The sequence below is a fragment of the Streptomyces sp. NBC_01463 genome (assembly GCA_036227345.1).
In the GTDB taxonomy this organism is placed as follows: Bacteria; Actinomycetota; Actinomycetes; order Streptomycetales; family Streptomycetaceae; genus Streptomyces.
In genome coordinates, this window is record CP109468.1 from 2,090,090 (window position 1) to 2,109,726 (window position 19,637).

A 19,637-nucleotide genomic window follows, 5' to 3' on the forward strand; every position below is an offset into this window, starting at 1 on the left:
GAATCTCACATCGGTGTCAGATCGTAGCGTCGCAGCCATGACGAACGAGAGCCCCACCACCATCAGGACCACCTTCGACCTGGGCGGCGACCTGACCGTCCGCCGGATCGGCTACGGCGCCATGCGTCTGGCCGACGGACCCGCAACCCCCGGCTCCGACCCCGCAGCCGCCGCCATCTGGCGGGCCCCCACCGACCGGCCCGCAGCAATTGCGCAGCTTCGCCGGGCAGTTGAGCAGGGCGTCGACCTGATCGACACCGCCGACGCATACGCCCTGGGCGCGGGCGAGGAGCTGATCGCCGAGGCCCTGCACCCGTACGACGGGGTGGCCGTCGCCACCAAGGTCGGCGTGGTGCGGCCGGGACCCGCCGAGTGGGTGCCTCTGGGTCACCCCGCGTACCTGCGCCAGCAGGCCGAACTGAGCCTGCGCCGGCTGCGGGTGGAGCGCATCGATCTGCTCCAGCTGCACCGCATCGACCCGGCGTACCCGTTGGCCGACCAGCTGGGCGCGCTGAGGCAGTTGCAGGACGAGGGCAAGGTCCGGCACATCGGGCTCTCCGAGGTCTCCGCCGGGCAGTTGCGCGAGGCCGTGGCCATCACTCCGATCGCCGCGGTGAACAACCTCTACAACCTGACCGCCCGGCACTACGATGCGGTGGTCGACCTCACCGCCGAACTCGGCATCGCCTTCCTGCCGTTCTTCCCTGTCGCCATGGGCGGCCACGCAGGCCCGCAGAGCCCGGTGGCCGCTGTGGCGGGCGAACTGGGCGCAACGCCCGCCCAGACCGCCCTGGCCTGGCTGCTGCACCGCTCGCCGACCCTGGTACCGATCCCGGGCACCTCCTCGCCGCGACACCTCGAAGAGAACCTGGCCGCTCTGCGACTACGGCTCTCCGACGACCAGTTCGCCCGGCTCTCCGCGCTCGGCGCCGAGGACGGCACCGCGTGAACGGCGCCGCCCGGACGGAGCAGCGGGACTCCGCGGTACGCCTCCGCGCACCCCGCGGACGACCCCTCCGCCCCTGCGCACCCGGCGCAGCGAACGAAGGGGCCGGTCCCGTTCTCAGCCCTTGACGACCTCCAGCGTCGCGTCGCCGACGACCACGATCTCGTACGGCCGGACCGTGTCCGCCGTGACGCGGAGCGTGCCGCCCTCGCGGACCAGTTCGTACGTGGCGGCGGGGGCGCCCGTGAGGTCGGGGACCGTCACCGTGCGGGTGAAGTCGCCGAGGCCCTCGGGGGCGTACACGCGCAGCTGAAGGTCCTGCGTCCAGTCGCCGTCGGGGCGGGAGGCGTCCGCGCCGAGCGGCAGGACCGCGCCGGGACGGACCAGGAGCGGCAGGCTGTCGAAGCCGTGGGTGCCGTGGTGCCAGGCGGGGCCGGTGACCGTCTCGCCGGTCAGGAAGTGGGTCCAGGTGCCCTCGGGGACGTAGTACTCGACCTGGCCGTCCTCGCTGAAGACCGGGGCCACCAGCAGGTCGGGGCCGAGGAGGTACTGGCGGTCCACCGTGCGGGTCGCCGGGTCGTCGGGGAACTCCAGCAGCATCGGGCGCATGGTGGGGACGCCGGTGCGGTGGGCCTCGACGGCCGCGCCGTACAGGTACGGCATCAGGCGGTGCTTCAGCTCGGTGAACTGCCGGGCGACCGCGACCGCCTCGTCGCCGAACTCCCACGGCACCCGGTAGGACGAGGAGCCGTGCAGCCGGCTGTGCGAGGAGAGCAGGCCGAAGGCGAGCCAGCGCTTGAAGACCGCCGGGTCGGGGGTGCCCTCGAAGCCGCCGATGTCATGGCTCCAGAAGCCGAAGCCGGACAGCGAGAGGGAGAGGCCGCCCCGCAGGGACTCGGCCATCGCCTCGAAGGAGGACCAGCAGTCGCCGCCCCAGTGGACGGGGAACTGCTGGCCGCCGGCGGTGGCGGAGCGGGCGAAGAGGACCGCCTCGCCCTGGCCGCGCTCCTTCTCCAGGATGTCGAAGACGGCCTTGTTGTACAGGTGCGTGTAGTAGTTGTGCATCCGCTCCGGGTCGGAGCCGTCGTGCCAGACGACGTCGGTGGGGATGCGCTCGCCGAAGTCCGTCTTGAAGCCGTCGACGCCCTGGTCGAGGAGGGTCTTCAGTTTGCCCTGGAACCAGGCCGTGGCCTCGGGGTCGGTGAAGTCGACCAGCGCCATGCCGGCCTGCCACTTGTCCCACTGCCAGATGTCGCCCTCGGGGGTGCGGACGAAGTAGCCCTTCTCCGCGCCCTCCGCGTACAGGGCGCTCTTCTGCGCGATGTACGGGTTGATCCAGACGCAGATCTTCAGGCCCTTGTCCTTGAGCCGGGCGAGCATCCCGACCGGGTCGGGGAAGGTGTCCGGGTCCCACTCGAAGTCGCACCACTGGTACTCGCGCATCCAGAAGCAGTCGAAGTGGAAGACGGAGAGCGGGATGCCGCGCTCGGCCATGCCGTCGACGAACGAGGTGACGGTCGCCTCGTCGTAGTCGGTGGTGAACGAGGTGGTCAGCCAGAGGCCGAAGGACCAGGCCGGCGGCAGGGCCGGGCGGCCGGTGAGGGCGGTGTAGCGGGTGAGGACGTCCTTGGGCGTGGGGCCCGCGACGACGAAGTACTCCAGGACCTGGTCCTCGACGCTGAACTGCACCTGGCCGACGGCCTCGGAGCCGACCTCGAAGGAGACCTTGCCGGGGTGGTTGACGAAGACGCCGTAGCCGCGCGAGGAGAGGTAGAACGGAACGTTCTTGTAGGCCTGTTCGCTGCTGGTGCCGCCGTCGGCCTGCCACATGTCGACGACCTGGCCGTTCTTGACGTACGGCGTGAACCGCTCGCCGAGGCCGTGGATCGTCTCGCCGACGCCGATCGAGAGCTGCGCCAGCATGTGGTGGCCGCCGTCCGCGACCGTGGCGAAGGCGGTGCCCTTGCGGCCGGCGGCGGTCAGCAGGCGGCCGTCCGCGCCCAGGAACTCCAGGCCGAAGTCGCCCTCGGTGGGGAGCCGGAGGGTGAGGGGGCCGCTGGTGAGTTCGGCGGTGGGGCCGTCGTCGCGGGTGGCGGCCGGGGCGTCCGCGGTGGCGCCGGGAAGGGCGAAGTCCGGGCCGGGGCGGCGCCTGCCGGCGAGGTGGGTGACGCGGACACCGATGACGCCTTCGGCGGGGGCGTAGGCCTCCACCGTGATCAGGGGGGCGTTCAGGGTGTCCCCGCGCCGCGTGACGCGCTTGACGGCCGCGTGGGCGGTGAGGCGGTCGGCGTCGAGGCGGAGGTCGCGGATCTCGGTGGCGTACGAGGCGTGCACACCGTCTCGCATCTGCCAGAAGCCGTCGGTGAACTTCATGGGGGGTCTTCCTTAGCCGGTGGTACGGGAGGTGTTCGGGGTACGTCGCCGGGAGAGCGCCGTCACGGGTGCGGGGTCAGGCGGGCGGGGTCAGGAGGGCGGGCGTCGCGCGGTCGAGGACCGACGTCACCCGGTCCCAGGTGGCCGTGTCCCGGGGCACGGCGGGCAGTTCGCGGCCCCCGCCGGTGCCCCACTCCGTGGCCAGCGCCACCGGGTCGCGGCCGGTGGCGGCGCCCGCGGCGAGGGCGGCCGCGCCCAGCGCGACCAGTTCGGCGGAGTCCGGGAGGATCACCGGGCGGCCGGACAGCCGGCGCACGGTCTCCACCCACATCGTGCCGCGCGCTCCCCCGCCGATCAGCCGCAGCGGCGCGTCCGGCGCGTCGAGCGGCAGCTCGTCCAGGGCGCGCAGGACGGCGACGACCGCGCCCTCGTACGCGGCGCCGAGGAGCTGCTGCCGGGTCGTGTCGTGCCGCAGCCCGTGCAGGAGGCCCGAGGCGGCCGGGAGGTCCGGGGTGCGCTCGCCGTCCAGGAAGGGCAGCAGCACGGCCTCGCCGCCGGGTGCGGCGTCCTCGCGGTCCAGGCCGAGGAGTGCGGCGACCTTGTCCACGGCGAGGGTGCAGTTCAGGGTGCAGCCCAGCGGGAGGCGGGTGCCGTCGGCCGCGGCGAATCCGGCGAGGAGTGCGGAGTGCGGGCGGTTGCGGGTCGCGGCGAAGACGGTGCCCGAGGTGCCGAGGCTGACCACGGGGTGGTCCAGGAGGCCTTCCGCGCCGAGCCCCAGGCCGACCGCGGCGGCCATGTTGTCGCCGGTTCCGGCGGCGACCGGGATGCCTTCGGGCAGGCCGAGGGCGGCGGCGGCCAGGGCGGTGAGGTGTCCGGCGACGGTGGCGCCGGTGGCGGCGACCGTGGACAGCAGGTCCGTGCGCATGCCGGTGAGGGCCAGCAGCTCGGGGTCGTACGCGTGGGTGGCGGGGTCGTACCAGCAGGTGCCGGACGCGTCGCCGGGGTCGGTGACGGCGGCGCCGCTCAGCCGCTCGGTGAGGAAGTCGTGCGGGAGGCGGACGGCGGCGGTCGCGGCGGCGGCGGCCGGTTCGTTCTCGCGCAGCCACATCCACTTGGCGGCGGTCATGGAGGCGACCGGCACCGATCCGGTGCGCTCCAGCCAGGCGTCCCGGCCGAGCGCGGCGGTGAGGGCGGCGGCCTGCGGGGCGGAGCGGGTGTCGTTCCACAGGAGGGCGGGGCGCACGGGGTCGCCGTCGGCGTCCAGCGTGACCAGTCCGTGCTGCTGGCCGGCCACGGCGATGCCGGTGACGGCGGCCGGGTCCAGACCCGATTCGGCGAGGGCGGCGGCGACGGCGGTGCACAGCGCCTGCCACCACTGCCCGGGGTCGCTCTCGCGGGCGCCGCCCCGGCCGGTCACGGTGTGCGGGGCGCGGCCCACGGCGAGCAGCCGGCCGGTCGCGGCGTCGACGACGACGGCCTTGGTGGACTGGGTGGAGCTGTCCACGCCGATGACGGCCGATACCGGTGCGGTGGCCGGATTCCTGGCTGGTCGCGACGGCATGTCGTACCTCGTTCCTGTGAGTCCCGGTTTTGATCGTACACAAAACAAATCTTTTTCGAAGCGCTTCGACAGCTCCGAAAACAGGCCTGCACCCCGCCCCGACAGGGGCTCAAGCAGCCTCGGACGACTGCCATGTTGTCCCTATGTGACGCATGTGTCACCGAGATGGTCTAGAAACGAACGTCGAGATGCCGTATTAGTACTGCCAGCAAACAAATCGGTCGGACGGCAGAGCAGCCGCCCGGGCCATGTCGACAAGAGGCAGCAGAATGTCGAACCGCTTCACCCCCACCCCCGCCGACAGGTTCACCTTCGGGCTCTGGACCGTCGGCTGGCGAGGCAACGACCCCTTCGGTGACGCCACCCGCCCCGCCCTGGACCCGGTCGAGTCCGTCGAGCGCCTGGCCGAGCTCGGCGCGCACGGGGTCACGTTCCACGACGACGACCTGATTCCGTTCGGGTCCTCGGACAGCGAGCGCGCCGCGATCATCGCGCGCTTCAAGGGCGCCCTGGACCGCACCGGTCTCAAGGTCCCCATGGCCACCACGAACCTCTTCACGCACCCCGTCTTCAAGGACGGCGGCTTCACCTCCAACGACCGCGACGTCCGCCGCTTCGCGCTGCGCAAGGTCATCCGCAACATCGACCTCGCTGTCGAGCTGGGCGCCGAGACGTATGTCGCCTGGGGCGGCCGCGAGGGCGCCGAGTCCGGCGGGGCCAAGGACGTGCGGGTCGCGCTGGACCGGATGAAGGAAGCGTTCGACCTGCTCGGCGAGTACGTCGTGGACCAGGGCTACGACCTGAGGTTCGCGATCGAGCCCAAGCCGAACGAGCCGCGCGGCGACATCCTGCTCCCCACCGTCGGCCACGCCCTGGCGTTCATCGAGCGCCTGGAGCGCCCGGAGATGTACGGCGTGAACCCCGAGGTCGGCCACGAGCAGATGGCCGGGCTGAACTTCGCGCACGGCATCGCGCAGGCGCTGTGGGCGGGCAAGCTCTTCCACATCGACCTCAACGGCCAGTCCGGCATCAAGTACGACCAGGACCTCCGCTTCGGCGCCGGCGACCTGCGCCAGGCCTTCTGGCTCGTCGACCTGCTGGAGAGCTCGGACTACACGGGCCCGCTGCACTTCGACTTCAAGCCGGTGCGCACCGACGGCATCGACGGGGTCTGGGAGTCCGCGAAGAACTGCATGCGCAACTACCTGATCCTCAAGGAGCGCGCGCTGGCGTTCCGCGCCGACCCGGCCGTCAAGGAGGCGCTGGCCGCCTCCCGTCTGGACGAGCTGGCGCAGCCCACCGCGGCCGACGGCGTCAAGGCGCTGCTCGCGGACCGTTCCGCGTACGAGGAGTTCGACGTGGACGGCGCGGCCCAGCGCTCGATGGCGTTCGAGGCGCTCGACCAGCTCGCCATGGAGCACCTGCTCGGCGTCGGCTGACACTCACGGGGTGTCCCGCGGAGTTCCGCGGGACACCCCGCATCCCGGGCACGGGCCGGCCGGACCCGTGCCCGGGCGGATGGATTCATCCCGCCGGGACACAGTGGTCCCGCCGGGCCGGCACCCCTCTCACGCAAGGGCACCATCGTGACAGCACCTTCTCCGCACGGCCCGCGCCTCCCGCGCCGCCGTCGTCACCGGCGGGTCATCGTCCCGCTCACCGTCGTCTCCGCACTGGTCGGCGGCGTCGTCCTGGCCGGCTGCGGCCAGCAGCGGGACCCCGACGTGTACACCGTCATGAACTCGTCGACCGACGAGTCCTACCACCGCTGGGACGCCCAGACGCTGGCCCGGTGCAGCAAGCAGCTCGGGGTGAAGATCGAGCAGCAGAGCGTGCCGGCCGCGCAGGTGATGACGAAGGCCCTGCGGATGGCGTCCTCGAAGTCGCTGCCCGACGTGCTCCAGCTGGACGCATCGGAGATGCCGACGTTCGCCGAGGCGGGCGGGCTGATCCCGCTGAAGGACCTCGGTCTGACGACGGAGGACATCCCCGAGGGGATCGTCAACTTCGGCTCGTACGACGGGAAGTACTACGGGGCGGCGCGCACCGTGAACACCCTCGCGCTGTTCTACAACAAGGACACCCTCGACAAGGCCGGCCTGGAGGTACCCACCACCTGGGCGGAGATGCAGGCGACTGCGAAGAAGCTCACGCAGGGCAAGCGGTACGGTCTCGCGCTCAGCGCGGGCGGCGCGGAGGACGGCGTCTTCCAGTTCACCCCGTTCATGTGGTCCAACGGCGGCGACGAGACGAAGCTCGACAGCCCGCAGGTGGCCGGGGCGCTGGACTACTGGAAGGGCCTCCTCAAGGACGGCTCGCTGTCCAAGTCGACGGTCAACTGGACCCAGGCCGACGTGAACGACCAGTTCATGGCCGGCAACGCGGCCATGATGATCAACGGCCCGTGGCAGGTCGAGACCCTGAACTCGAAGAAGGGGCTGAACTGGGGCATCGCCCAGATCCCCGTCCCCGGGGCCGGGGACGACTCGGTGGGTCCGCTGGGCGGCGGGGTGCTGACCGTGCCCAACACCGGTGACAGCGAGCGCGAGAAGATGTCCGCGAAGATCATCGGCTGTATGTCGGGCGAGCAGGAGGAGATCACCTACGCGCTCAACAGCTGGATGGTCCCGGCCAACGCGAAGGCCGCCGCCGTCTGGCGCACCAAGGTGCCGGAACTGAGCGCCCTCGCCGACCAGGTCGCCACGGCCCGTTCGCGTACCGCCAAGCTCGGCGCGCAGTGGTCGTCCGTGTCGCTGGCCCTGCAGAGCGCCTTCCAGTCCGCGCTCACCGGCGAGTCCAGCGAGGCCGCTCTGAAGCGTGCCCAGCAGCAGGTCACGAGCGGGAACTGAGGTAACGAACCATGTCATCCACCACTGCCTCGGCCGCCGCGCTGCCGGCCGACCCGAAGGCCTCGACGGCCGGTGCGGCCAAGAAGCCGGTGAACCCGCGGAGCGCCAAGCGGCGCCGGTCGCTCGCCCAGTGGGGCTTCATCGCCCCCGCCGTGATCTTCATGGCGCTGTTCTTCGGCTACCCGCTCGTCCGCAACATCGTGATGAGCTTCCAGGACTACTCGCCGTCCACCTTCTTCACCGGCAAGGCCCCGTTCAACGGTCTGGACAACTGGACCAACGTCTTCGAGGACGGACTGTTCGGCAAGGCCCTGTGGCAGACGATCCTGTTCACGGTCGGATCGCTCGTCGGCCAGTTCTGCATCGGTCTGGCCCTCGCCGTCTTCTTCACCCGCCGCTTCCCGCTCAACGGGATCCTGCGCTCGCTGATCCTGCTGCCGTGGCTGGTCCCGATGGTCGTCTCCGGCATCGTGTGGCGGCGCATCTTCGACCAGGACACCGGCGTCCTCAACTCCTTCCTGGGCACGGTCGGCCTCCCCGGTGACACGCCGTGGCTGACGAGCACCAGCATGGCGCTGATCTCGGTGATCCTGGTGAACATCTGGATCGGTATCCCGTTCAACATGGTGATCCTCTACGGCGGCCTCCAGGAGGTCCCCAAGGAGCTGCACGAGGCCGCCTCGCTCGACGGCGCGTCCGCCTGGCGCACGTTCCGCTCGGTCACCCTGCCGATGCTCAAGCCCGTCATCACCGTGGTGCTGGTGCTCGGCTTCATGTCGACGGTCAAGATCCTCGACCTGGTCCTCGCCCTCACCGACGGCGGACCGGCCGACTCGACCCAGACGCTCGGCACGCTCACGTACCAGAACTCCTTCGTCCAGATGGACTTCGGGGCCGGTGCCGTGGTCGGCAACATCCTGATCCTGATCTCCGCCGTCTTCGCGGTGTTCTACCTGCGGGTCAACCGCAACGAGGGGAAGTGACCGGCATGGCGACCACCACCCAGATCCCCGCCGCCCCGGCTCCCGCCCGCCACCGGCCGAAGCGCCGCTGGGGTGCGACCGTCTTCGGCCTCGCCGTCCTCGCGGTGATGCTGTTCCCGCTGTACTGGATGATCAACACCGCGCTGCAGCCGGACGCGAGCCTGGTCGACGTCGGCCCGGTCCCCACGGGCCTGGACTTCTCCGGCTTCACCTCGGCCCTGACCGAGCAGGGCGGCAATCTGCTGACCTCGCTGGCCGTGGCACTCGGCGCCGTGGCCATCTGTCTGGCGGTCTCCGCCCCGGCGGCGTACGGCCTGGCGCAGTTCAAGCTGCGCGGCAGCAGGACGATCGTCTTCGGCACGCTCATCACGCAGATGGTGCCGGGCATCGTCATCGCGAACGCCCTGTACAGCGCGTACGTGGACCTCGGCCTGGTCAACTCCTACTTCGGCTTGATGCTCGCGGACGCCTCGCTGGGCATCCCGTTCGCCATCGTGCTGATGCGCTCGTTCATGGTGTCGATCCCGCACGAGGTCATCGAGGCCGCCGAGGTGGACGGCGCCGGACGCTTCCGTACGTTCGTGCAGGTCGTGCTCCCGATGAGCCGCAACTCCCTGATCACCGCCGGACTGTTCTCGTTCCTGTACGCGTGGAGCGACTTCATGTTCGCGCTGACGCTGAACACCACGGACGACGTCAAGCCGATCACCCTGGGCATCTACCAGTACATCGGTGCCCACGTCGGCGACTGGGGCTCGGTGATGGCCGCGTCCGTGCTGTCCGCGATCCCCGCGGCGGTCCTGCTCGTCCTCTCCCAGAAGTACATCGCCGCCGGGATCACCGGCGGCTCGGTCAAGTAAGGACTGCGTTCCCATGAGTGAGTTCCCCGTGTTCCCGCCCGGCTTCGTCTTCGGCGCGGCCACGGCCTCGTACCAGATCGAGGGCGCCGCGCGGGAGGACGACCGCGGCCCGTCGATCTGGGACGTCTACAGCCACACGCCCGGGAAGACCGACGGCGGTGACACGGGTGACGTGGCCTGCGACCACTACCACCGCTACCCCGAGGACGTGGCCCTGCTGCGTGAGCTGGGCGTGGACTCCTACCGCTTCTCGATCGCCTGGTCGCGGATCCAGCCGGACGGCAGCGGGGCGGTCAACCCCAAGGGCCTGGACTTCTACTCCCGGCTCGTCGACGAGCTCCTCGCGGCTGGCATCGAGCCCGCCGCCACGCTCTACCACTGGGACCTGCCGCAGGCCCTGGAGGACCAGGGCGGCTGGCGGGTGCGCGAGACCGCCGAGCGCTTCGGCGAGTACACGGCGATCATGGCCGAGCACCTGGGTGACCGGGTGCCGCGCTGGATCACGCTCAACGAGCCGTGGTGCAGCGCCTTCCTCGGCTACTCCGTGGGCCGGCACGCGCCGGGCGCGAAGGAGGGCCGCGGGGCCCTGGCCGCCGCGCACCACCTGCTCGTCGGCCACGGCCACGCGATGAGCGCGCTGCGCGCCGCGGGGGTGCGCGAGGCGGGCATCACGCTCAACCTCGACCGCAACGTCCCCGCCACCGAGTCGGACGCCGACCTGGCGGCGGTCGTCCGCGCGGACACCCAGCACAACCTGGTGTGGACCGAGCCGATCCTCGCGGGCCGCTACCCGGTCACCGAGGAGGAGACCTGGGGCGAGCTCATCACCGCGCAGGACTTCCGGCGCGAGGGCGACCTGGAGCTGATCTCCCAGCCGATGGACTTCCTGGGCATCAACTACTACCGCCCGATCGTGGTCGCCGCCGCCCCGCACCGCGAGGCCGATCCGGCGCTGCGGGTCGCCACCGACAACCGCTACAGCGAGGGCGAGTACCGGGGCGTCCGCAAGACGGCGATGGGCTGGCCCGTCGTGCCGGAGTCCTTCACCGACCTGCTGACCGCGCTGAAGCAGACCTACGGGGACGCGCTGCCGCCGGTGCACATCACGGAGAACGGCTCGGCGGAGTCCGACTCGGTGGACGCGGACGGCTCGGTCCACGACGCGGACCGCGTCGAGTACCTCCGTACGCACCTGACGGCGCTGCGGGCGGCGATGGACGCCGGCGTCGACGTGCGCGGCTACTACGTCTGGTCGCTGCTGGACAACTTCGAGTGGGCGCTCGGGTACGCGAAGCGGTTCGGGATCATCCGGGTCGACTACGACACCCAGGAGCGCACCCCGAAGGACAGCTACCGCTGGTACCGGGAACTGATCGCGGCACACCGGAAGTAGCAGCCCGGGTCCGCCGGCCGCCCCCGTTCGCTCCCGCTCGCCCGGGGCGGCCGGGGGCGGTGCCTTGTGCGCCCCCGGCCGTCAGCGCGCCGCGTACGCCGCCGGGTCCGCCAGGACCCCGCGCACCACCCGGGCCGCCGCTCCCCGTGCCGCGTCGCCGGAGAGCGAGGAGGCCCGCAGACCGCTGCCGTCGGTGCGCCACCTGCCCGACACCACCCGGTCGGCGAGCTGCGCCTCGGCCGCCCCGGCGAGCCACGGCATCAGGTCCCGGTAGATGCCGCCGAGCACGACGGTGTCGAGGTCGAAGAGGTTGACAGCCCCGGCCAGCACCAGCCCCATCCGGTCGCCGGCCGCCCGCAGCACCTCCAGCGTCCCCGGGTCGCCCGCCCGCGCCCGCTTCTCCAGCTCGCCGAGCCCGCGCACGCCCGCCGCCGGGTCGATGCCGGCGGCACGCAGCAGCGCCGCCTGGCCCGCGTACTGCTCCAGGCAGCCGCGCGCCCCGCATCCGCACAGCGGCCCCTGCGGGTCGACGACCACATGCCCGACCTCGCCGGCGAACCCGTGGGCGCCGCGCAGCAGTTCCCCCTGGAGGACCAGCGCGCCGCCGACGCCGATCTCACCGGTGAGATAGAGGAACCCCCGGGCACCGCCGCCGTCGGCGCCGTCGAGCCCGCCGAACCACAACTCGGCCAGCGCCGCCAGATTGGCCTCGTTGTCCGAGCTGACCGCCAGCGCCCGGCCCGCCGGCCGCAGAGTACTGAGCGCCTGGCCGAAGATGCCTTCGGCCGCGACCCGGTACCAGCCGAGGTTGGGCGCCTGGCGGACCATGCCGCCGGAGACGAGTCCGGGCAGGGCCAGCTCGACGCCGACGGCCCGCAGTCCCTGCTCGCCGGTCGAGGTGATGACCCGGTTGGTGAGCCGGGCCGCGTGGGCGAGGACCTCGGCCGGGGGTGTGTTCCGGTTGTCGATGTGCTCGGTGACACGGACCCGGTCGGTGCCGCCGAGACCGACCGCGCAGACCGAGACGTAGTCGATGTTGATCTCGACGCCGAGCCCGGCCGGGCCGGTCTCCGACACCTTGAGCACGGTGCCCGGGCGCCCGGCGCTGCCGCTGAACGTCTTGCCGGACTCGGTCAGCAGGTCGAGCGCCAGCAGTTCCTCGACGAGGGAGGAGACGGCGGCCCGGGTCAGCCCGACCCTGGCGGCCGCACGGGCCCGGGTCACCTCCCCCTCCTCCAGGACGGCACGCAGGACGAGGCCGAGGTTGTTACGGCGCACGGACTCGGTACCGGCCTTGGCGCCGGGCGAGGTCGATTCGATCGTCATCAGACCTTCGAGCGTAGGCCCTCGACGTCCCGTGATCGGCGCGCACCCACCGACGACCTGGGGTTTCGCGGCCCACGCCCGTGGGACGCGCCGAAACGATCACACACCTGAAACACCGGCGCAGCCACCCCGCCACATCGCCCGGCTACGTTGGCCGTACGCGGCCGCCGTTGCCCGCTCCACCCGCCCCCGGACCCCCTGGTCCGGCCGGTGAACGAGGAGGTCGGCGGTGTACGACAGGACCAGGGTCTTTCGACCGGACCCCGCGAGCCCGGCATGATCCGAACGAGAGGCCCTAGATCGCGGCGCCGTGCGCCGGCGTGGCTCACCCATGTGCTGCGCCTGCGCCGGGCCCCCGTGCCCCGGACGGCGATGGTGCGCGGCGCGCTCGGCGCGGGCCCGCTGCTCGCCGCCGGTCTCGCGTCCGGCCGGGCCGGGCCCGGTGTCCTCGCCGCACTCGGGGCGATGCTCGCCGGAGTCAACGACCGCCCCGGGACCCGCCGCAAGGGTCTCGTCCACATCGGGCTGCCGGCCGCGGCCGGATCGCTGGGGCTGCTCGTCGGCGCCCTGGTCGCGGACACGACGGGGCGGTGGACGGCGGTCCCGGTGCTCTTCCTGGTCGGCTGGGTGTCCGGGGCGCTGAGTGCCCGGGGCGCCGTCTGGTCGGCGGCCGCCCTCCAGCTGCTGGTCACCACCACGATCGGGATGGGGATGCCGCTGGCGGGACCGGCCTGGCTGAAGGCGCTGTGCTTCCTGTCCGGGGCGGCCTGGCTGGTCGTCCTGCGGCTGCTGCTGCGCGCCCCGCGGTCACCGGGCGCGACCCGGTGGAGCGGTGAACGCGAGGCCGTCGCGGCGGTGTTCGACGCGCTCGCGGACGCGCTGGGCGCACTCGGCGGACCGGGGGCACCCGCCGCCCGCCGGCGTCTCGTCGCCGCACAGCAGCAGGCGGACGAGGCACTGTGGCTGATGCGGCTCATGCCGTGGCCGCGCCGGTCGGGCGGAGCCGGCCGCGCCCTCGCCGAACGGTCCGGCGCGGGGGCCGCGCTCTGCGAGGCGAGCATCGCGCTGCAGTGGGAGGGCCGGCCCGTCCCGGACGAGGTGGCCGATGGACCCCGGCGGCTGGCCGCGGCGGTCCGTTCCGGCGGCCCGGCGGGCGCGCTGCCGAGCCCCCGGCCGGACACCGTCGAACGGCTTGCCTTCGACCGGGCGGTACTGGACGCCGCCGTGATCTTCGACCGGACGACTCCGTACGCCGCCCACGCACCCCGGGAACGGCGCCTCCCCCGCACCCCGGGCACGAACCCCGGTGTCCGCACGGGCCTGTTCACGCCCGCCGGACGTGAGTACGGGCTGCGCGTGGCGCTGTGCGTGTCGGTCACGGCGGCCGTCGCGCTGCTGCTGCACGAGAACCACTGGTACTGGCTGCCGGCCACCGCCGCCTTCCTGGTGAAGCCCGACATGGGTCCGCTGTTCTCGCGGGTGGTGAACCGCTTCGCCGGGACGGTGGCCGGAGTCCTCGCCTTCGTCGCGCTGACGGCCGCGCTCGGCGGCCTCGGCCGGCCGCTCGTGGTCGGGGCGGTCGTCGTGGCCGGGGCCCTGGTCCCGCTGTCCACCCGCCACTTCGCGTTCCAGACCGCGGTGATCACCGTGCTGGTGCTGTCGTTCGTCCACACCGCGGGGGACACCGAGGCGGCCGCGTCCCGGCTGCTGGAGACGTTCCTGGCCTGCGTCATCGTGCTGCTCGTCGGCCATCTGCCCCTGGTGACCGATCCCCGGGTCCGGGTCGGGCACCGGTTCGCGGTCACCCTGCGCTGCACGGAGCGGTATCTGCGCCATGTGCTGGACGCGCCCGGGCCGGGCGGGGACCGGCAGCGGGACGGCGTACTGGGGCTGGCGCTGCGCGGTGCCGCGTACCGGGCGCTCGCCGAGGCGCGGGCGGCGGCGGAGACGGCCGCGGCGGAGCTGCCGGGGCCGTTCGGCGGGCGGCGCCAGGACTGGTCGGCGGTGACGGTCGCGGCCGAACTGGTCGTGGACGCGGCTACCGCGTGCGCGCTGCGGGTCGAGCACGGGGTGCCGCGTCCCGCATCCGGTGACGTGGCGCGCGTGACGGCGGCGCTGTCCGGGCTGGCGGACGCCCTGGAGGACGGGCACCGCACGGCGCGGCCGGCGCCGGGTCCCGGTCCGCGCGACTGCCGTTCGCTGCGGGACGTGATGACGCAGCTGCACGGTATTCACCGGCTCACCACAGCGGGGCCGCCGCGACCGCCGGCACCCTGCCGGGCCCCTCTGTCCTGACCTCTCCGGCCCCCGCAACACCCGCATAACCGGGCGAAGATGTCATGGTGCCATCATTTCGCCAAACCCTTGGACACGTGAGGGACTCGTGAAAGGATCACCCTCAATTCCGTGGCGTGTCCCCGTATCCCGCGGCGCGTCACGCCTCGTCCCACCATCCATGGAGAACACACGTGGCCAAGATTTCTGGCCGGCTGCCCGGAAGGGCCGCCACCCGCCTCGCCGCCGCCGCGATAACCGCGGCCCTCGTCGGCACCGGCGCCTCCGCGTTCGCCGCCGAGCCGGGCGACGCCCCCATGTACGGCATCGCCGGGCTGGACAGCGCGGGCGCCTCGTACTACTACGCGCCGAACGGTGAGGGCGGCCTGCAGACCCGCGTCCCGCTCGACACCGGCTGGAAGGACGTCAAGTTCCTCGGCCGCGTGGACAACGACGCCGACAGCGTCGCCGACGGCCGCTGGCAGACGAACGCGGCCGGGGTGCTCAACTACGCCGCCAACGACAACTCCGACCTCAAGAACGTCGGACACGGCTGGAACATCTACAACACGCTCGTCTCGGCGGGCAACGTGGGCGGCGCCGAGTCCGGCGACCTCCTGGGCCGCGACGCGGCCGGCTACCTCTACCTGTACCTGGGCTACGGCGACGGAACCGTCACCAAGCGGTACAAGGTCGGCGGCGGCTGGAACGCGTACACGCAGATCGCCGGCAACGGCGACCTGACCGGCGACGGCAAGAACGACATCGTCGCCCGCGACAAGACCGGCGTCCTGTGGCTCTACAAGGGCACCGGCGACTACAAGGCCCCGTTCGCGGCCCGCACCAAGGTCGGTGGCGGCTGGAACACGTACAACACCGTCTTCGCCCCGGGTGACATCGACCTGGACGGCACGACCGACCTCGTCGGCCGGGACGCCAAGGGCGCGCTGTACCTCTACAAGGGCACCGGCAACGCCGCGGCCCCGTACGGGGCGCGGACCCTGGTCGGTACCGGTGGCTGGAACACCTACCGTCTGCTCTTCTGATCAAAAGTGAAGGTTTCCCACCCGAAGTCATGACACGATTCGGATGAAACCCGTGGCCTGCCCATCCTGTCGGGATGGGCGGGCCACAACTCATCTAGATCCATGGAGTACTTCGTGGCCAAAACCTCTGGCCGTAAGCACAGACGGATAGCCGCACGCGTGGCAGCCGCGGCACTCACCGCCGCACTCGTCGGTACCGGCACGTCCGCCGTCGCCGCCGACTCCCCGCAGCCCTCGCTGGGCTCGCCGGCCGCGGCACCTTCCGCCGCGACGGCTGCCGCCGCGGCCGTCACCCCCAACTTCGCGCTGTACGGTCTCACCTCCGGTGGCTCCGCGTACGCGTACCGCTCGAACGGCAAGGGCGGGATCACCTCCCGCGAGCTCAAGGGCTCGGGCTGGCAGGGAGTGTCCAACCTCCTCCAGGTCGCCAACACCCAGAAGAGCAGCGGCGACGCCGACGGCATCTGGTTCCGCGAGTCCAGCGGCTACCTGGGATACCTGAAGTTCGACGCCTCGACTCCGGTCAAGGTCGGCAGTGGCTGGAACATCTACAACAAGCTGGTCTCGCCCGGCAACCTCGGCGGCGCGGCCGCCGGCGACCTGCTCGGCCGGGACAGCGGCGGCAACCTCTACCTCTACCTGAACTACGGGAACGGCTCGCTGACGAGCCGCTACAAGGTCGGTGGCGGCTGGAACGCGTACTCGCAGATCGCCGGCAACGGCGACCTGAGCGGTGACGGCAAGAACGACATCGTCGCCCGCGACTCGGCCGGCGTCCTGTGGCTCTACAAGGGCACCGGGAACTACAAGGCCCCGTTCTCCGCCCGCACCAAGATCGGTTCCGGCTGGAACACGTACAACCAGCTCATCTCCACGGGTGACATCACCGAGGACGGCCGTACCGACCTCGTGGCCCGTGACAAGACCGGTGCGCTGTACCTGTACAAGGGCACCGGCAAGGCCTCGGCCCCGTTCGGCGGCCGCGTGAAGATCGGCGCGAGCGGCTGGAACAGCTACCGCTTCCTCTTCTGAGCCGGTAGCACCTCCCCCACATCATGAGAGGGCCGCACCCCCGTCGCCGGGGGTGCGGCCCTCTCGCCGTACTGCCGCTGATCCCTACTTGCGGATCAGGCTGCGGAGCACGTACTGCAGGATGCCGCCGTTGCGGTAGTAGTCCGCCTCACCGGGGGTGTCGATGCGGACGACGCCGTCGAACTCCACACCGGTGTCGGTGGTGACCTTGACCGTGCGCGGGGTGGTGCCGTCGTTCAGCTCGGTCACGCCGGTGAAGGAGAAGGTCTCCTCGCCGGTGAGGCCGAGGGTCTCCGCGGTCTGGCCCTCCGGGAACTGGAGCGGGAGGACGCCCATGCCGATGAGGTTCGAGCGGTGGATGCGCTCGTAGGACTCGGCGATGACGGCCTTGACGCCCAGGAGCGCGGTGCCCTTGGCCGCCCAGTCGCGGGACGAGCCGGAGCCGTACTCCTTGCCCGCCAGGATGACGAGCGGGGTGCCGGCGGCCTGGTAGTTCTGCGAGGCGTCGTAGATGAACGACACCGGAGCCGCGTCAGCAGTCGCAGCCTGGGTGAAGTCGCGGGTGTAGCCGCCCTCGGTGCCCGGCGCGATCTGGTTGCGCAGGCGGATGTTGGCGAACGTGCCGCGGATCATGACCTCGTGGTTACCACGGCGCGAGCCGTAGGAGTTGAAGTCACGGCGCTCGATGCCGTGCTCCGTGAGGTACTTGCCGGCCGGGGTGTCGGCCTTGATCGCACCGGCCGGGGAGATGTGGTCGGTGGTGACCGAGTCGCCCAGCTTGGCGAGGACGCGGGCGCCCGTGATGTCGGAGACCGGGGTGGTCTCCATCGTCATGCCCTCGAAGTAAGGGGGCTTACGGACGTACGTCGACTCGGCGTCCCACTCGAAGGTGTTGCCGGTCGGGATGGAGAGCGCCTGCCACTGGGCGTCGCCCGCGAAGACGTCCTGGTAGGACTTGTTGAACATGTCCTCGCCGATGGAGTTGGCGACGACGTCGTTCACCTCGGCCTCGGACGGCCAGATGTCGGCGAGGAAGACGGGCTTGCCGTCCTGGTCGACGCCGAGGGCGTCCTTGGTGATGTCGACCTTCATCGAACCGGCGATGGCGTACGCGACGACCAGCGGCGGGGACGCCAGGTAGTTCATCTTGACGTCGGGGTTGATCCGGCCCTCGAAGTTGCGGTTGCCGGAGAGCACCGAGGTGACGGCCAGGTCGTGGTCGTTGACCGCCTTGGAGACCTCTTCCGGCAGCGGGCCGGAGTTGCCGATGCAGGTGGTGCAGCCGTAGCCGACGAGGTTGAAGCCGACCTTGTCGAGGTACGGGGTCAGGCCCGCCTTGTCGAAGTAGTCGGTGACGACCTTCGAGCCCGGGGCGAGGGTGGTCTTGACCCACGGCTTGCGGGTCAGGCCCTTCTCCACGGCCTTCTTCGCCACGAGCGCCGCGGCGACCATGACGTACGGGTTCGAGGTGTTGGTGCAGGAGGTGATCGCGGCGACGGTGACGGCGCCGTGGTCCAGCTCGTACGTGGTGCCGTCGGGGGCGGTCACGGTGACCGGGTTCGACGGGACGCCGTTGGCGGCGGCCGGGGAGTCGGAGGCCGGGAAGGACTCCTTGCCCGCCTCCTCGTCGTCCGAGACGTAGTTGCGCACGTCCTGGGCGAACTGCGCCTTGGCGTTCGCGAGGACGATGCGGTCCTGCGGGCGCTTCGGGCCGGCGATGGAGGGGACGACCGTGGAGAGGTCGAGCTCCAGCTTCTCGGAGAAGTCGGGCTCGGCGGCCGGGTCGAGCCAGAGGCCCTGCTCCTTGGCGTACGCCTCGACGAGAGCGACCTGCTGGGCGTCGCGGCCGGTCAGACGCAGGTACTTCAGCGTCTCGTCGTCGATCGGGAAGATCGCGGCGGTGGAGCCGAACTCCGGCGACATGTTGCCGATGGTGGCGCGGTTCGCGAGGGAGGTGGCGGCGACGCCCTCACCGTAGAACTCGACGAACTTGCCGACGACGCCGTGCTTGCGGAGCATCTCGGTGATGGTCAGCACGAGGTCGGTGGCGGTGGTGCCGGCCGGGAGCTCGCCGGTCAGCTTGAAGCCGACGACGCGCGGGATGAGCATGGAGACCGGCTGGCCGAGCATCGCGGCCTCGGCCTCGATGCCGCCGACGCCCCAGCCCAGCACGCCCAGGCCGTTGACCATGGTGGTGTGCGAGTCGGTGCCGACGAGGGTGTCGGGGTACGCCTGGCCGCCCCGGACCATGACCGTACGGGCCAGGTGCTCGATGTTGACCTGGTGGACGATGCCGGTGCCCGGGGGGACGACCTTGAACTCGTCGAAGGCGGTCTGGCCCCAGCGCAGGAACTGGTAGCGCTCCTTGTTGCGGCCGTACTCCAGCTCGACGTTCTGGCCGAAGGCTTCCTTCGTACCGAACTTGTCGGCGATGACGGAGTGGTCGATGACCAGCTCGGCCGGCGCCAGGGGGTTGATCTTCGTGGCGTCGCCGCCGAGCTCCTTGACGGCCTCACGCATGGTGGCGAGGTCCACGACACAGGGCACACCGGTGAAGTCCTGCATGATCACGCGGGCCGGCGTGAACTGGATCTCCTGGCTGGGCTGAGCCTGGGAGTCCCAGCCACCGAGCGCCCGGATGTGGTCGGCGGTGATGTTCGCGCCGTCCTCCGTGCGGAGCAGGTTCTCCAGCAGCACCTTCAGGCTGTAAGGGAGGCGCGCGGAGCCCTCGACCTTGTCCAGCTTGAAGATCTCGTACGACTCGTCGCCCACGCGCAGCGTGCTGCGGGCGTCGAAGCTGTTCGCCGACACGACAGTCTCCTTCATCAATGTGCGCGTAACCCCGCGCCGCGCCTCACTTCGGGCGGGCGCCGCGTGGTGCCGCCTTCGGCGAACCGGCCATCCGCTAAGGTAAGGATTAGTTAGGTAACCCTTACCGCGCGGCGGCCCGCTGTGCGCCTTCGGCATATATCTCGATGTCGAGATAACTCTAGT

13 protein-coding genes are annotated in these 19,637 nt (G+C 71.4%); 9 read left to right on the top strand and 4 right to left on the bottom strand.

What is annotated here, in order from left to right; genetic code table 11:
• The first annotated feature begins 37 nt into the window (after window positions 1-37).
• A complete protein-coding gene (locus OG521_09100) occupies window positions 38-949 on the top strand; it encodes an aldo/keto reductase (protein WUW20937.1) in 912 nt (303 codons plus the stop codon).
• A 114-nt stretch (window positions 950-1,063) separates the two neighbouring features.
• Here OG521_09100 and yicI read toward each other — a convergent pair whose 3' ends face one another.
• Together yicI and xylB are read right to left on the bottom strand one after the other, a co-directional pair.
• Window positions 1,064-3,319 (bottom strand): alpha-xylosidase, encoded by a 2,256-nt coding sequence (yicI, locus tag OG521_09105; protein WUW20938.1) that lies wholly within the window; start codon window positions 3,317-3,319, stop codon window positions 1,064-1,066.
• Window positions 3,320-3,395: 76 nt separating this feature from the next.
• A complete protein-coding gene (xylB, locus tag OG521_09110) occupies window positions 3,396-4,880 on the bottom strand; it encodes a xylulokinase (protein WUW20939.1) in 1,485 nt (494 codons plus the stop codon).
• Between the two features lie 269 nt (window positions 4,881-5,149).
• Here xylB and xylA point away from each other — a divergent pair, with 269 nt between their 5' ends.
• From xylA to OG521_09135, 5 genes are all read left to right on the top strand, one after another.
• Window positions 5,150-6,319, top strand: a complete 1,170-nt coding sequence (gene xylA, locus OG521_09115; protein WUW20940.1) for a xylose isomerase — start codon at window positions 5,150-5,152, stop codon at window positions 6,317-6,319.
• A gap of 285 nt (window positions 6,320-6,604) precedes the next feature.
• On the top strand, window positions 6,605-7,729 hold the full coding sequence (locus OG521_09120) for a sugar ABC transporter substrate-binding protein (protein WUW26619.1): 1,125 nt from the start codon (window positions 6,605-6,607) through the stop codon (window positions 7,727-7,729).
• A gap of 11 nt (window positions 7,730-7,740) precedes the next feature.
• Window positions 7,741-8,712, top strand: a complete 972-nt coding sequence (locus OG521_09125) for a sugar ABC transporter permease (protein WUW20941.1) — start codon at window positions 7,741-7,743, stop codon at window positions 8,710-8,712.
• 5 nt (window positions 8,713-8,717) lie between these two features.
• Window positions 8,718-9,572 (top strand): carbohydrate ABC transporter permease, encoded by an 855-nt coding sequence (locus tag OG521_09130; protein WUW20942.1) that lies wholly within the window; start codon window positions 8,718-8,720, stop codon window positions 9,570-9,572.
• 13 nt (window positions 9,573-9,585) lie between these two features.
• Window positions 9,586-10,965 (top strand): GH1 family beta-glucosidase, encoded by a 1,380-nt coding sequence (locus tag OG521_09135; protein ID WUW20943.1) that lies wholly within the window; start codon window positions 9,586-9,588, stop codon window positions 10,963-10,965.
• Between the two features lie 81 nt (window positions 10,966-11,046).
• Here the strand turns inward: OG521_09135 and OG521_09140 are convergent, their stop codons facing one another.
• Window positions 11,047-12,291, bottom strand: coding sequence for an ROK family protein (locus OG521_09140; GenBank protein ID WUW20944.1), 1,245 nt, complete (start codon window positions 12,289-12,291; stop codon window positions 11,047-11,049).
• A 333-nt stretch (window positions 12,292-12,624) separates the two neighbouring features.
• Between OG521_09140 and OG521_09145 the strand changes: the two genes are divergently transcribed.
• The 3 genes from OG521_09145 (at window position 12,625) to OG521_09155 (ending at window position 16,643) form a co-directional block, all read left to right on the top strand.
• Window positions 12,625-14,586 (top strand): FUSC family protein, encoded by a 1,962-nt coding sequence (locus OG521_09145; protein WUW20945.1) that lies wholly within the window; start codon window positions 12,625-12,627, stop codon window positions 14,584-14,586.
• Window positions 14,587-14,759: 173 nt separating this feature from the next.
• A complete protein-coding gene (locus OG521_09150) occupies window positions 14,760-15,611 on the top strand; it encodes a VCBS repeat-containing protein (protein ID WUW20946.1) in 852 nt (283 codons plus the stop codon).
• 102 nt (window positions 15,612-15,713) lie between these two features.
• Complete coding sequence (locus OG521_09155) at window positions 15,714-16,643, top strand: VCBS repeat-containing protein (GenBank protein WUW20947.1); 930 nt, start codon at window positions 15,714-15,716, stop codon at window positions 16,641-16,643.
• A gap of 84 nt (window positions 16,644-16,727) precedes the next feature.
• Here OG521_09155 and acnA read toward each other — a convergent pair whose 3' ends face one another.
• The gene (gene acnA, locus OG521_09160; GenBank protein WUW20948.1) at window positions 16,728-19,469 is read right to left on the bottom strand and encodes an aconitate hydratase AcnA; all 2,742 of its coding nucleotides are present in this window, start codon (window positions 19,467-19,469) and stop codon (window positions 16,728-16,730) included.
• Window positions 19,470-19,637 lie beyond the last annotated feature (168 nt).

Bases quoted from the DNA above. Each gene is read 5' to 3' on its own strand.
- OG521_09155 (WUW20947.1), top strand. From the start codon at position 15,714: ATGGAGTACTTCGTGGCCAAAACCTCTGGCCGTAAGCACAGACGGATA.
- acnA (WUW20948.1), bottom strand. From the start codon at position 19,469: ATGAAGGAGACTGTCGTGTCGGCGAACAGCTTCGACGCCCGCAGCACG.
- OG521_09140 (WUW20944.1), bottom strand. From the start codon at position 12,291: ATGACGATCGAATCGACCTCGCCCGGCGCCAAGGCCGGTACCGAGTCC.
- OG521_09135 (WUW20943.1), top strand. From the start codon at position 9,586: ATGAGTGAGTTCCCCGTGTTCCCGCCCGGCTTCGTCTTCGGCGCGGCC.
- OG521_09130 (WUW20942.1), top strand. From the start codon at position 8,718: ATGGCGACCACCACCCAGATCCCCGCCGCCCCGGCTCCCGCCCGCCAC.
- xylA (WUW20940.1), top strand. From the start codon at position 5,150: ATGTCGAACCGCTTCACCCCCACCCCCGCCGACAGGTTCACCTTCGGG.
- xylB (WUW20939.1), bottom strand. From the start codon at position 4,880: ATGCCGTCGCGACCAGCCAGGAATCCGGCCACCGCACCGGTATCGGCC.
- OG521_09125 (WUW20941.1), top strand. From the start codon at position 7,741: ATGTCATCCACCACTGCCTCGGCCGCCGCGCTGCCGGCCGACCCGAAG.
- yicI (WUW20938.1), bottom strand. From the start codon at position 3,319: ATGAAGTTCACCGACGGCTTCTGGCAGATGCGAGACGGTGTGCACGCC.
- OG521_09100 (WUW20937.1), top strand. From the start codon at position 38: ATGACGAACGAGAGCCCCACCACCATCAGGACCACCTTCGACCTGGGC.